Consider the following 15,699-nt stretch of genomic DNA (forward strand, 5'->3'; position numbering starts at 1 on the left):
AAGCATTTTGTATATCGTGCTGAAAGCACAGCTTATCCTAGCCCCATGCAACGCATGGGGTTATGTAAGGAGGTAATCAACGTCCTGTAGGGACAACTCATTCGTTTTTGAACACTTGAGGATTTCACACTAAGATTATGATAGTTCTCATGTCGTTTTGGTGCAACATATATTGAGCTTATTTCTCTACAATATGCATTATACGTTATTAACCAGATGGCTATGCCCTGAAGGGGAAGCCTCTCTCACTGGGCGGGTTGGGATAAAATCGAATTATTTTGCAAGCACTACATAATAATTACCTTACGAATTTCTTTATTGTTAATTTTTACGATCTTAATTCCGGGATTTAATTCTATATCAAAATTCTCTTGTTGAAGGCTTTTGTTTAAAATTAATCTACCACAAATGTCATAAATACAAATAGTTGAATTTAGAGGTAAGTTTTCTATGTATAAATGATTATTGACTGAATATGTATTAATTAAAGCATTACTTGTTTCACCACCGATGCTTATATCTGAAGAAACAGATATATTAAAAACAAATACAACCCGTTTTCTCTCCCCTCCTGAAGGTGTGTATGTTAGTGCCTGCATAATTTTATAACTATCGCCATTATTGCATACATCCGGATACTGGCCAACAAAGAATTGAAAATCATTTAACTTGAGCTCCGAAAATATATAAGAGTTGTTACTCCAGGTTGTAATATTCCCACTATTATCAAACCAATGGCCCGGGTGAACTGCAGTTGAATTGCTGTCGGCAGTTCCATTACTGTTTATTGCGGCATATTGAATGGACGAACCAAACAGAGAAGTAAGTTCTTCCCGGCTGATACCAAAAAAGTCTGATATATGTGCTACATCAGCCTCAACAACAGTATATGGATAAACAGAACTCGTTCCTCCAGCAAATGGTTTCTGAATAAGTTTATAGGTAATTGTATCACAATTTTCTATATCAGCAGGTAATGGACTCGCATAATCTTTAGTCCGTGGAATCCAAACAGCCATTTCTCCAATACCGCGATTATCCCATGAATAATATGGAATTGCTTTTAAAGCTGCATCCTTAAGAACTATTTGCTTAGCCGAGTCCTGAGCTATTTTTCCGTTAATATTCAGACTTAGTACCCCATTAAGAAGATCTGGCTCATTAACTGTCGTGATTGTTGCTGCGTCGTCTATTACAGAACTAAATACAGCATCATTATCCGGCCATTCCAAACAATATAATATCGGCCCCCGTTCAAGAGCAACTTTACCAACATCCTCTGTCACTTTACTGTTTGCAACTGTTTTGTGCACACTCATCGGAAAATGTATATTCACCCTGTCTCCTGCATTCCACTCCCTTGACAAAACAATATAGCCTTTGTCGTTTGTATATCCTTTGATTTCATTATCATTTAATTTAACAACTACATCTTCACCTGATGTTTCCAGATAAGAATATAAATCTCCGGGAACAGGTTTTCCTTTTGCCCATCCTGGAACACGAACCAAAACATTGAAATTCTCGGTTTTGGATGGATCAATATTTATTTGCACATCACCATCCCATGGGTAATTAGTAATCTGTGAAATTTGAACAGAATCTGTACCTATTTTAAGTTTTGTATTTCCTTCAACAAACAAGTTTATATAAACACTATCATTCTTTTGGGCATATATATAACCTGGCATCGAAGGTATAAACCGACATAAATTACTTGGACAACAGGCACAACCAAACCATTCCTGACGGGTATTTGATCCATGATTAAAAAGATATTGCGCATCGGATGCCAACGGATTTGGATAAAAGAAATGATCTCCGGAGAGGCTAATGCCAGATATTACACCATTATAAAGAGTGCGCTCTATAATATCGTAGTATTTTGAATCACCATGTTGCAAAAACATTCGGTGGTTCCAATAAACATTACCAATAGATGCACAAGTTTCACAGTATGCAGTATGATTTGGAAGCTCATAATTCACACCAAAAGCTTCACCTCCATGACTTGCTCCAATGCCTCCATTGATATAATATTTTTTATCCACAACATTATGCCATATAGTCTCAATTGCCTGCATATATGCACTATTTCCGGTTAAAGCAGCCACATCAGCCATTCCCGAGTACATATAAACAGCTCTAACCGCATGACCAACTGCTTCTTCCTGATAAATGACAGGCTTATGAGATTGACTGTATTCCTTACGCATAACACCCTTATTACCCCTTAGATCAAGGAAATATTTTGCCAGTTTTAAATAATCCTCATTCCCGGTAGCCCTGCTCATTTTCACCAATCCCATTTCAACAATCTGATGTCCGGGTTCATAAGTCAGTCCCCCTTTTAAGAATACATCAACTAACAAATCGGCACTTTTTACCGCAATATCCAGAAGGTTACTTTTCCCCGTAGCCTGATAATGAGCAACAGCTGCTTCATACAAATGACCACAATTATAAAGCTCATGGCTCAAGTCGGGTACATTTACCCAACGGTTTATCCCTACCCAGGAATGAAGATTCCCGGGCTCTCCTGCAGTACGTGCAGTATATAAGTATCCATCTGTTTCCTGAGCACTTCCAATAATATCGATTAAATAATCCATTTCAGCCTCTAATTCAGTATTGGGGAACATTTGTACAGAATAGGACATTCCCTCCAGAATTTTATAAATGTCAGTATCATCAAAAGTATACTCGGTGCTAAAATAGCCTTCCTTTAAACCAGCTGCCTTTAAAAAGTTATCTACCCTGCCGGTACTATAACACTGATCAAGCGCAATGGGAATGGTTACATCCTGATTTTGTTGAATACGTGGTGCCCAAAACTGATCGGACAAGTTGACTTTATTGAAGGTTACAGGTTGAATTACATAATCACTCTTACCATTAATCTCTGATGTTATAATTGCTGCATCATATACCTGCCAGTTGTCAAGATAAATTTCTGTAGCAGTTTTATTTCTATCGTTATTAATCCAACAACCACCAAAAGCAGATGTACCTACTGTAAAGTTAAACTCAAAATATTCCCAAACTCCTCCTGTATTTGGCAGTAAAAAATTAATGGCATCACCACCTTTCAATTCATCCAATGCAGTTATATCGACACTACTTAGGTTTGCACCATTTGCATATATACCGGTTTCAAAGGTTCCGTTGGTTTTTATCCAACCACTAATTTTATGGTCTCCCTGTGCAAAAAACCTATCATTTACTTCTACCCCTGTTTGCTCTCCTTTAAATAGCAAACAAGTAGCTCCACATTTTATATCTGCTCCCTCCAAAATGGAAGTCACTTGCGGTGCTGTACCCCAGGTTGTCAGGCCATCTAATGAAAAACCATAGGGATCAGGAACCATATTACCTTCAGCTTCAGTAAAACATTGAGAATCACAAGATATAACAACATCCAAAGACTGGATTAGAGAGCCACATGTTAAATTTAGGCTACCTGTTGCATTGGATGCCGGAACATTTAATAATTCAACGGTTACATCAGCACCTGTTGCAGACTCTGCTTCATTTTTAGCAACAATCTGTGTTGACAACTGAAGATTTGTTAATCCACTACTAACTTCTATTGTAATATCTTCCGACAGGTTTAATCCCTTTATATTAAAAGTTACAATACTCTTCTGAACGTCTGATAATATTATAGCATTGGTATTTGTTGAAATAACCGGACCTTCAACTATAGAATAGGCTTCCCACTCAGTAACCCCAACAGCAGCATAGCTTGTGCCATTTGTTGAGGCATTCATAACCACCTGTAGTTTTGTAGTGTTTACACTGGCAAATTCAACCGTATTAGGCTTATCAATGTTAAGAGCATATGATTGACCTTCTAAAAGAGATACATCCACCCAATCCGATAATGAATTATCCCAATACTGTATTTTCCAATCTGAAGGAAGGGCCACCCCATCTCCAGCATTAGCACTTGCGTTGTCGCACCAAAAACAGATAACAGTTTTATTAATATCCATTGGATTTGACCATTCATATCTTAACCACTGTGAGGCTGGTCGATTGTCACTCCATGTACCCCAGGTTTCTGAGTTACCTAATACAGGCGTTCCTCCTCCCACAGAGCCATAACCAATATTTTTATTGTTAATGGAGTAAAGGTTATTCCAGGCAGCAGTATAGGATGCTGTAACAGCAGAGGCACTCGGCGCAATGTTTATCGAAGTTTGTGCATTTAAATATTGTCCCGAAACTAAGGACAATATTAAAAAGCAACATATAAAAATTGTAGATTTTTTCATTATTTCATTGATTTAAGAGTCCTCACTCACCAAAAAAAATAGCTCCTACCCACCTGCATGATTCTCGTTTATAAGCATTAATTATCTATATCTATATCCTTCTTAATCAAGCTCCCTTCAAACTCTATCTGGTTCATCACCGGCGCTTTTTGTTGCATTATCTTATCTACAAAATAATTACAGATTCGACGCTCTCCATATTCGCCTCCCCATTCGTGCCCCTTACCGGGCAATAACATCAAATCAAAATCCTTATTGGCTTTAATCAACGCATCTGCAACCTGGTAAGTAGAAGTAGGGTCAACATTCTGATCCATTTCACCTACAATCAAAAATAAATCACCTTTTAAACGATAGGCATTATCAACATTGGAGCAAGCTGCATATTCAGGTCCCACAGGCCAGCCCATCCATTGCTCATTCCACCATATTTTATCCATCCGGTTATCATGGCACCCACATACCGATGCTGCTACTTTATAAAATTCAGGGTAAAACAATACCGCTCCTGTGGAGTTTTGTCCTCCTGCAGACTTACCATAAATACCAACCTTGCTAATATCCATGTAAGCATATTTTTCAGCAGCACTCTTCATCCACTTTATCCGATCTGGAAAACCAGCATCTTTCAGGTTTTTCCAGCACACATCATGAAAAGCTTTGGAACGGTTTGAAGTTCCCATACCATCAATCATTACCACAACAAAGCCCAATTCGGTTAAAGACGACCGGCAACGGTTGTAATGCGCTCTGAAATCTTTAGGTACATGATTACTATGCGGACCGGCATAAATATATTCTATAACGGGATATGTTTTAGATGGATCAAAGTTTGAAGGTTTTAGTATCATTCCCCAGATATCTGTTTTATCATCCCTTCCTTTAGACACAAATACTTCAGGCATTTCCCATCCTGTCTCCTGTAATTTTGAGATATCAGATTTTTCAAGCTGCATAAGCTCATCTCCTGATTCAGCATCCCTCAACACAGTAACCGGTGGCAAGTCTACCCGCGACCAGGAATCCACAAACGAGGTATAATCGGATGAAAAACTCAACCGGTGATTACCATTGCCGGGGGTTAGGTGCTTCAGGTTATTCCCATTAAAGTCAACCGAATAATAGTGTAATAAATAAGGGTCGCCCTCTTCTTTTCCACTGGCAGCAAAGATGATTTTCCTTTCTCCCTCATCCACGTGAACTACGTTCCGAACCACCCAGTTTCCTTTTGTAATCTGGTTAACTACTTTACCCGTATTGCCATCATATAAATATAAATGATTCCACCCATCGCGCTCTGATGCCCAGATGATTTCATTCCCATCATTTACATTATACCTGTATTTTTTACTGCTGTAATCAATAAAAGTCTCCGAAGTTTCATCAATAACTACTTTCACTTCACCACTTACGGCATCCATTTTAATAACCTGATAAACCTGGTGTCCCCTTTGGTTATATTCAAAAGTAAGACTACCACCATCACTATTCCAGTCTATATTCTCAACTGAATATTGATTTGGGATATACGCCCTGCCCGAAGCAACAAGCTTTTTCTTTTCTATATTAAAAATGCATGGATAAAACTGGGGAAGTGCATCCCCGGGCTTATAGTATTCAATTGAAGAATAAACCGGCTGCTTTTGCGATAATGGAGATGACTCTATATAATTCACAAAATGCTTATCTGCAGGCTGCACCAGATAGGCCATAACGCTTTTAGAATCAGGAGACCATTGGATATAGGAAGAGTAGTACAAACCCAACCCTCCATCGTAACTAAGCTGAATTTCGTTATTTGTTTTTATATCCCTCACAAACAAATTATAATCCCTAATAAACCCCAACCATTTCCCATCAGGAGATGTCACCGGTTCATTTATGGTTTGATCAGGCTGAGCCATGGTCCAGTTAAATGGCTGAGGCTTTTGATAAACCTCTTGTTTACTGAGTTTATTTGATGACAAAGAACCTTCCCAGATATGATTTCCATATACAAACTGAAAACTTTTAAGGTCATCATTGATTTTCAGATGGTCTATTTCTTCAGCCTTAACCTGTTTATTAGTTAATCCGGAGAGATTAGCCAACAATTTATTTTCATCTAAAACCTCTTTCTTTTTATGCTGATCGGCATTAACAACGTAATATTTCTTGCCCGATTCTGTTAGAACCTCATACCAGAAAGTGTGTGTATTCTTAATCCATACGGGTTTAAAATATCCATGCAGGACTTTATTTTTGGTTAATTCCTTAAACTCATTGTACCGTTTGTATTTAGCGTCCATCCCTTGAGAACAAACAGCTTCTGTTCCTAAAATACCGGCGCAAAACAGCAACAAAAAAATACCCTTTTTTGAAAATAAAATATCCAACATATGTCCTATTCTATATTATAAACATGATCATTATTTACCAAACCCTCGAAAACGCGAATGGTATCATGACAAAAATATCATGACACCACCCACCAAACTCAATACATCATTAAATTTGTAAACAAACGGCAATTTATTTATCTGATTTCTATCTTTCAACTATTTTAATAACAAAACCTCCTCCCGAAGCACAATTCATAGGCAGTACAGACTCACTGTTCACCTCCAGATGATCCACTTTATAGTCGGCTGCTTGTTTGTGTGCATTTACACCATCTTTGTATACAACGGCCTTATACTGTTTATCTTTTTCGAGAAATGCCATATCTATCTTCAATTCCCTTTTATCCCAATTGTTTAATCCTCCAATATACCAACTATTTCCTTTTCTGCGGGCTGTTACAATATACGACCCAAGTTCGCCATCAATAATTTTGGTATCATCAAACACAACAGGTAACGAAGACAGGAATTTTGTGTATTCGGGTTCTTTTTCGTACAACACAGGAGCATCACATAACATAGTGAATGGAGAGTCGTACACTATGTAAGTTGCTAACTGATGACAACGGGTACCCTGACTTAAAGGGTTGCTATAAATGGGTTGAAAATCCTTTTTGGTGGCATTACGCATAGCTCCTGGAGTATAATCTACCGAACCCGCCATTAGTCTTATAAATGGGAAGGTTACATCATAGGCAGGCATATCTACTTCAGGCGAACTCCATTTCATTTCCTCCATACCAAAAACACCTTCAAAATTCAGGATGTTCGGATAGGTACGGTTTAACCCTGTAGGTTTATAAAAACCATGTAAATCCAATACCAATTTATGTTTTGCTGTTGCCTCGGCTATTCTGTAAACCATTTTTACTGCTTCCTGATCATCGCGATCTAAAAAGTCAACTTTAAAACCTTTGATGCCCATTTTAGCATAATAACTACAAGCCTCTTCCAGCTGCTGGTCTAACACATTAAAAACCGTCCACAGGATGACGCCTACATTTTTACTTTTAGCATAATCCACCAACTCTTCCATGTCAAGTTCTGGTATTACGCTAAGCATGTCACCCTTTTTACCATCATACCAGCCCTCGTCCAGAATAACATATTCCAATCCGTAATTGGCAGCAAAATCGATATAATATTTATAGGTATCCATGTTTATCCCTGTCTCAAAATCCACCTCGTACACGCCCCAGTCGTTCCACCATTCCCAGGCCGATTTACCGGGCTTCACCCAACTATAATCACCAATCCTGTTAGGAGAGGCCAATGCATAAACCAAATTATTAACTGGCATATCGGCATCTTTCTCTGAAACAGAAATGATACGCCATGGCAATTCTTGTTTACCGTTTAACCTAGCAATAAAAGACTCCCTTTGGGTAACATATTCCTGACTACGCCATGGATAATAATCAACCTTTGACGGATAGTGAGCAAACATCCCTTTCAGCCCATTTCCCTTGTCGCCTGTTTTTAAAAACATACCCGGATAACTTTCAAGGTCAGATTCGGTAATTGTTACCTTCCAACCATCTTCAACATCGGCAGTAATTGGCAAAAAGATCAGACTGGAATCCAATGAAGACAACTTATTAACTTCGTAAGTGTTTTGAAAAGCCATTGCATAAGGATCCTTTTTACCTGTGGTGTGGGCTGCATAAACAGTATAATCTTTATCAAAATTAAATTCCGCAATCTCACTGTTCAAGATCACGTCCGTATTTTTATCCAACACAAAACGGTAAGCCACTCCACCATTATTATAAGCCCTGAACTTCACACTTAAACCATCTTTCAACCGCAACTCAAGTTCGCTGTAACTTACATCAAAAGCTGCAAACCGATAAAACGGGGAAACAATATGCTCATCTTCAAGCTTTTTTTTCTTTGATATAATATCTGGCTGGCTTCCCAAGGTAACATCACCTTCACAAACCAATCCTATTTTTGAATCGTCAAGCACCTTCCTATCCCGATAAAAAACAGAATAAGATATTTGACCTCCACAATCAATTTCAACACGTGTCTTTTTATCCGGGGAATTCAACTTTACCTTTTTTGCTGAATATAAACTCACATAGGCAAACAGAATTACCATGCACAACAACAATCGCTTCATACTGTATTTAAATTTTTATTGAAAACAAATTTCCTTTTTTCAATTTATACGAGCATATACATATGTGTTTTTTACTAATACAGATGTTTAACCACCTAAATACACATCCCTGCAACTACCTTTATAGCCCCCTGTATTCCACCGCCATACGCAATATTTAAGACAATAACACAGCAGCAAAGGCAAAATATAAAAGCAGACTAATAGCTAACATTTTTGTATCTTAACAACCTCAAAACACAGTTATTGATTTTTGTGGGAACATACCTGGAGGAGGATTATAACAACATTTATATTTGCAGATGAGATTAACGATATTCATATTACTATTTATAACAGCACAAACCATTACTAATGCAAATATTTTGCACCCCAAATTTATCCATTATACAAATAAAGAAGGTTTATCATCTTCATACGTAAAAGGGATAAAACAAGATAAATATGGTTTTATATGGATAGCCACAAGAGAAAATATTACACGTTTTGAAGGCAACCGTTTTGTTAAATTCCCTGCATTTGATGTACTAAACAATGAGATTGAAATAGAACCTCAGTCGCTCTCCTGCATTAACGATTCTTTAATTCTGGTAGAATCGATGCAAAACTATTATTACTATTTTGACTATGAAAACGAATGCTTTAAACCATACATGCCCCTTTTTAACAGCCTAAAAAAAGAATGTATCTCCGGAATATCTGCCAATACAGCATTATTTATCCAGGACAGCAGCATACGTTCTTTAAACATAAAGGAGGAAAACGTCTCATTTTCTAATATTTTTTCAAGAAGATCCAATACTGTCCTTTCCGAGAAATTTATACGCTTAACTTCAAATAAAAACATTGTTGCTGCCTATACATCTTCAAACAAGGTACTGATATACAATCACAACACCCAAACCATCAGTCAGATACAAACAGATAATTTTCCACCGGATAACGTTGTATTTATGCATGCCGACATACATAACAATATATGGCTGGGAATTTTTTCATATGGTCTCATCAGAATTAACTATCCATCGGGTAAAAAGGAAATATTTACTACCAAAACACCCAAAAAATTACCACACGACATGGTTCACTGTGTTGCTATTGACAGGAAAAACAGGGCCTGGATTGGCACTGAGAATGGATTATGTATCTGGGATGAGTATAATGACGAATTTGAATGTTTTAAATACAACCGGAGTAATCCTGAAGGCTTAAATACCAATCCAATTTACAATGCTTTAGCAGATAAGGATGGAAATATTTGGCTGGGAACCTATTTTGGGGGCATAAACCTTTGGTGCAACAAACCATCAAAATTTACACACTGGAAAACAGGTACGGGTAAAACAAACCTTGGGGGTAAAGTTGTAAGCAGCTTTGTTGAAGACAATAACAATAATATATGGATTGGCACAGAAGATATGGGGGTCAACATGCTTGCTCCCAACACCGGAACAATCAACAAAGTTACAGAATCATTGCCCAAGAGTAACCTATCCTACGAAAACGTACACGATATATTACTTGTAAACGATAAATACCTATGGATTGCAACCTACTCCGGGGGTATTAACATATTAAACACAAAAAACAACAACATTACATGTATAAAAGTGGCCCAGGAACCCGAACTGGGTTCTGACTTTGTTTATTCCTTAACCCAAAAAGGAAATTACATTTATATTGGTACAGATGCCGGAATTTCCATCTATAACAAAACCACAAAAAAATTCAAACTTATTAACAGCAGCCTGCTCCAAAACCAGGCCTTTGTATCTTTTGCCTGGAAAAACGACACCTTATGGTTTTGTTCGTATAATACCGTTTACTCATTAAACACAACCGACCAGGTACTAATAAAGCACGACAAGCTTTCAATGAATCATATATTTGGACAAATATTTATTGATAGCAAAAGACGGATATGGATTGCTACCAACGATAAAGGACTTTTGCATTATGATGAGACAACAAAAGACATAACCTATTATAATAAAGCAACCGGATTTACAACAAACCGAATATTTGCCATTGAAGAAGCTGACGACCATACTATATGGGTAAGTACCAATCTAGGGTTAGTGAACCTGAACCCGGAAACCAATACATCTATCCATTACGATTCAAATTCCGGTATTCCTTTTAATCAATTTAATTTCAGGGCTGCATTTAAAGATTCAAAGGGCATCTTATATTTTGGCGGAAATGAAGGAATGATTTCTGTCAACCCAAAAGTTATAGAAAACAAAAAGTCTTCTGATATTCAGCTAACAGAATTATTGCTTTTTAACAAACACATATCCCCTGGTGCTAACCAACCCATTTCCTCAACCATCACCAATGCCACTGAGGTAAAATTGAAACACAATCAAAATGTACTCACAATTAACTATGCCTCTTTGGATTACTCAAACAAAGGACAGATTTCGTATGCATACCAGCTGGAGGGATTTGATAAGGATTTTAATTATGCCGGCAATAAAAACTCTGCTACCTACACTAACCTTGATCCGGGACACTATACTTTTGTTGTAAAAGCCTCAAACGATGCCTGGGTAAACGAGAGTGCTCCCAAAAAAATTAAAATACATATAAAGCCCCCTTTTTGGCAAACCCCATTAGCGTTTTTATTATACTCCATAATTTTTCTTTCGGCCATTTTGATATTGAATAAAATTATCATCAATATGCAACAGTCAAAAGCACTGATTGCACTTGAAAGGCAAAAGAGGTTGCATAATGAAGAAATCAACAACTTTAAGCTGGAGTTTTTTACAAACATATCTCACGAAATTAAAACACCCCTCTCTTTAATATTAGGGCCACTTTCTGATATTATTGAAAACTATAGCTTAGACTTAAAGGTAAAAGAGCGTTTAAACAGAATACATATCAACGTACATAGATTAAACAATTTACTGGGCGAACTGCTTGAATTCAGAAAGATTGACAAAACATCGGTCAACTTCAGGGTAAGCAAATGCTCTGACCTGCAGTTTATAAAAAACATTGAAGATGCTTTCAGGTGTATTGCCGAGCACCGGGAGATAGGCTTTAAAGCTAACTACCAAAAGAAAATTGACGATACCTGGTTGAACAAAGCTATCATTGAAAAAATTATTTTTAACCTGCTTTCCAATTCGTTTAAGTATTGCAACCCTAGCGACACGGTAGTTTTATCAATTAACACTATTACTTCTGACCAAACATCAACATTTGTAATTGTTGTTAAAGATGATGGGCCAGGTATTTCTGCTAATGAATTAGACAAAATACAAACCCGGTTCTATCAATCTTCCAAAGCTAAAAAAATAAACAACGGTACCGGAATTGGGTTATCATATGTTAATAACCTTGTAAAGATGCACCATGGTGAAATTAATATTGAAAGCGAATTAGATAAGGGTACTACTATAAAAATAACCCTACCGGGCAGCAAATCTGCGTATTCTGATATTGAAATTGCCGATAACTTCTCAAGTAAGTCAAATCTGTCGGACGTTATCATTTTGGATGAGGAAGAAACTCAAACCATAGATAACATTGAGGAGTTCGCTAAGACTCCACAACAAAATGAATCGATATTGGTTGTTGAAGACAACCTGGAACTGCAATCCTTTTTAAGAGACATATTAAGCGACTATAATATACAAACTGCATCAAATGGTAAAGAGGCACTGAACCTGATAAAAAATGAAAACCAACAGTTTGATTTTATTGTTAGTGACATTATGATGCCTGAAATGGATGGTTTGGAATTTACCAGTGTGATTAAATCAAACCTTGAAACTTCCCATATCCCTGTTATGCTCCTTACTGCAAAATCCGGAACCGACAATCAGTATGAAGGATTAAAACACGGTGCGGACGTTTATTTAGAAAAACCATTTTTGCCGCAAATACTCAAGCAAAACATTATTAACATTCTAAAAACCAGAAAAGTTTCTGTTAACAGGTTCAGTGAGAATATTGAAGTAAGTCCATCTGAACTTACTACCTCTGCAAGAGATAAGGAATTTATAGAAGAACTAACTTCAATTATTGAAGATAACATTGACAATTCTTCGATGGATGTACAGTTTTTAATTGACAAAATACACGTAAGCCGCTCCCTTTTGCATATAAAACTAAAGAGTCTTTTAAACTGTTCTACCACCGAATATATACGCATAATACGACTCAGAAAGGCAATAGAACTTATTTCCAAAGAAAAATGCAGCTTCTCTGAAGCTGCATATAAAACCGGTTTTACTTCCTTAACTTACTTTAGCAGGGCCTTCAAAAACCAATATGGAAAATCTCCACGCGATTATTTTACTAATTGATGGTATTGGTTTTATGGGCATTAAAACAGTAATACAGTCAAAACTGATTATAAAAATTCGGTGATGTTGAGTCTCTAAAAATGTTTTAACTAATTTCGAATCTCCTTTAAAATATACGTCACTTTTTCAGATAACTTTAGTTGATCTAAGGAAACATCTGCTTCGTCCCAATTGTCAAAGACATTTATAAATACACGAAACCATTTTTTATAAAAGATAAAATCTGCATGACTATATCCTCTACCATGCAGCTCTTTGACTTTTTTCAGTGCTTCTACTTCCGATTTACTATTAAAGCAGACCACATAATATAAAATGAGTTCCTGCTTATAATCGCAATCAGTTTCTGCTTTATTAAACTCATCTTTAACAATAGTTTCAATGGTATTATTATTGACTGATTCTACAACATCTTTTAGTGCAGAAGGGATATATTTTCCATTTTCTAAATGAACAGGATGAAGAACAATTGAGTCATCAGCAATTATTACCGGCATTACAATTCTACCATTGTATCCTAATTCTTTTAATTGCCTTACCATCCGGGGACCATTGTTTAAAGAATCTACCCATAAATAATTGACAGCATCTGTTTTTACATTCTGCTCTGTATATAAACAGTTCGAACAGCCTTTTTTAACATAGATATCATATTTTTTATTTTGTGAAAATAAAGAATGCGACAAGGATAAAAGAAGTAAGAAAAAACATAAACTTTTTGTCATAACCCTAAAAATCAAAAGCCTCCATATTTAATGGAGGCTACAGTTTCTATTCTTTGATAAATTTGAAATATTTAATTTCTCCTTGATCGCTGGATAATGTAATAATATAATATCCCTTTGCTAAAGAACTAAGATTTAATGAATATTCTGAATTCACATCTGAAACAATAGTAGAATAAACCTTTTGTCCTGATGTATTATAAATATTCAATAAGTTATTACTAAATCCATTTGGCGATTTAATATATAAATTATCAACAACCGGATTCGGATAAAACTTAAAATTAGAAACTTTAACATTAGAAACATCATTAGCCTCACCAGTAGCATTAACAATCATACTAACTGTAATTCCACTCACCTTGGTTTCTGCAGAAGTAGCTTTCAAAGCAGAAACCTGAGCCACTGGTGATTTACATACTGCAGATAAATATACTTTTAAGGAAGTCTCTGTTCCTGAATAATAGTAAGTTTGCTCAATCGGATATTCAATACCATTTTGATAAATAGACCAACTTAATATAAAGCCATCAACCAAATAATCTTTCACTTTAGAATTTACACTATCAATTGGAGAAGAAAAATCAAAACTACACAATTCTTGCGCTTCTGCTGACACTGTATCTTTAACAACAGTTACACTTACCTCAGAATAAGTATTAATAGGTTTTGAATAAATACATGAATTATCATTTACAGTAGCATTAGCATTATAATTTAATGCTTTAGTATCTGTACAACCTTCTATATCATCTGATACTTCGTAGATACACGATCCATCATCTGTAGTTGCAACAATATCATAATTTATAGCATCAGGATCGGTACAACCTTCAGTTCCTGTTGATACATATTCATAAATACATGATCCATTATCTGTTGTTGCATATTTATTATAATTAGATGCATATGGATCCATACAACCAAAAACATCATCTACTGTATAAACACAAGATTTATCTTCTTTATTTGCAAATGGATTATAATTCTCTGCTAAAACATCTGTACAGCCAGGCACTATGGCTTCATATTCACAATTACCTGATTCCTTATTAGCCAATACATCATAATTTATGGCATCAACATCTGTACATCCCCATATAATTGTATCATATTTACAGTCTCCGGAAGAAATATTTGCATCGCTATTATAATTAATTGCATAAGGATCTAAACATCCGGAAACTAATATATCATATTTACAAGATCCATCATCAACTGTTGCAATAGAATCGTAGTTAAGAGCCTTAAAGTCACTACAACCTAATTTAATTGTATCACTGTATATACAAGTTCCTATATCAACTGTTGCTGATGCATTATAATTATATGCTGCACTGTCCATACAGCCATATATTACAGTTGATATAGTATCTGTAGTGGAATATTCACAACTCCCATCATCTACTGTGGCTAACGAATCATAATTTAAAGCCATAACATCCATACATCCGGAAATTCCGGTTGATATAGTATCTGTAGTGGAATATTCACAACTCCCATCACTAACCGTAGCCAATGAATCGTAGTTTAAAGCAAGAACATCCATACATCCGGAAATTCCGGTTGGTATAGTATCTGTAGTGGAATATTCACAACTTCCATCACTAACCGTGGCCAATGAATCGTAGTTTAAAGCAAGAACATCCATACATCCGGGAATTCCGGTTGGTATGGTATCTGTAGTGGAATATTCACAACTCCCATCGCTAACCGTGGCTAATGAATCGTAGTTTAAAGCAAGAACATCCATACATCCGGGAATTCCGGTTGATATAGTATCTGTAGTGGAATATTCACAACTTCCATCACTAACCGTGGCCAATGAATCGTAGTTTAAAGCCAAAACATCCATACATCCGGGAATTC

General features: G+C 36.3%; 6 protein-coding genes. 1 reads left to right on the top strand and 5 read right to left on the bottom strand.

Annotation, left to right across the window (positions count from 1 at the left end):
* Positions 1-287: 287 nt before the first annotated feature.
* The 3 genes from OM074_RS20195 to OM074_RS20205 all read right to left on the bottom strand — a co-directional run bounded on the left by OM074_RS20195 (position 288) and on the right by OM074_RS20205 (position 8,783).
* Complete coding sequence (locus OM074_RS20195) at positions 288-4,277, bottom strand: beta-L-arabinofuranosidase domain-containing protein (RefSeq protein ID WP_301202465.1); 3,990 nt, start codon at positions 4,275-4,277, stop codon at positions 288-290.
* Between the two features lie 77 nt (positions 4,278-4,354).
* On the bottom strand, positions 4,355-6,655 hold the full coding sequence (locus OM074_RS20200) for a S9 family peptidase (protein ID WP_301202466.1): 2,301 nt from the start codon (positions 6,653-6,655) through the stop codon (positions 4,355-4,357).
* Positions 6,656-6,803: 148 nt separating this feature from the next.
* Positions 6,804-8,783 (bottom strand): retaining alpha-galactosidase, encoded by a 1,980-nt coding sequence (locus OM074_RS20205; protein ID WP_301202467.1) that lies wholly within the window; start codon positions 8,781-8,783, stop codon positions 6,804-6,806.
* 302 nt (positions 8,784-9,085) lie between these two features.
* Here OM074_RS20205 and OM074_RS20210 point away from each other — a divergent pair, with 302 nt between their 5' ends.
* Entirely contained in the window at positions 9,086-13,105 is a 4,020-nt protein-coding gene (locus OM074_RS20210; RefSeq protein WP_301202468.1) for a hybrid sensor histidine kinase/response regulator transcription factor, read from the top strand.
* Positions 13,106-13,194: 89 nt separating this feature from the next.
* On the opposite strand, the gene OM074_RS20215 is transcribed toward OM074_RS20210, so the two are convergent.
* Complete coding sequence (locus tag OM074_RS20215) at positions 13,195-13,830, bottom strand: SPOR domain-containing protein (protein ID WP_301202469.1); 636 nt, start codon at positions 13,828-13,830, stop codon at positions 13,195-13,197.
* Between the two features lie 46 nt (positions 13,831-13,876).
* A partial coding sequence (locus OM074_RS20220; protein ID WP_301202470.1) for a T9SS type A sorting domain-containing protein occupies positions 13,877-15,699 on the bottom strand: 1,823 nt, incomplete at its 5' end.

It is taken from the genome of Plebeiibacterium marinum (assembly GCF_026013615.1).
Lineage (GTDB): Bacteria > Bacteroidota > Bacteroidia > Bacteroidales > Marinilabiliaceae > Saccharicrinis > Saccharicrinis marinus_A.

Bases quoted from the DNA above. Each gene is read 5' to 3' on its own strand.
- OM074_RS20200 (WP_301202466.1), bottom strand. From the start codon at position 6,655: ATGTTGGATATTTTATTTTCAAAAAAGGGTATTTTTTTGTTGCTGTTT.
- OM074_RS20215 (WP_301202469.1), bottom strand. From the start codon at position 13,830: ATGACAAAAAGTTTATGTTTTTTCTTACTTCTTTTATCCTTGTCGCAT.
- OM074_RS20210 (WP_301202468.1), top strand. From the start codon at position 9,086: ATGAGATTAACGATATTCATATTACTATTTATAACAGCACAAACCATT.
- OM074_RS20195 (WP_301202465.1), bottom strand. From the start codon at position 4,277: ATGAAAAAATCTACAATTTTTATATGTTGCTTTTTAATATTGTCCTTA.
- OM074_RS20205 (WP_301202467.1), bottom strand. From the start codon at position 8,783: ATGAAGCGATTGTTGTTGTGCATGGTAATTCTGTTTGCCTATGTGAGT.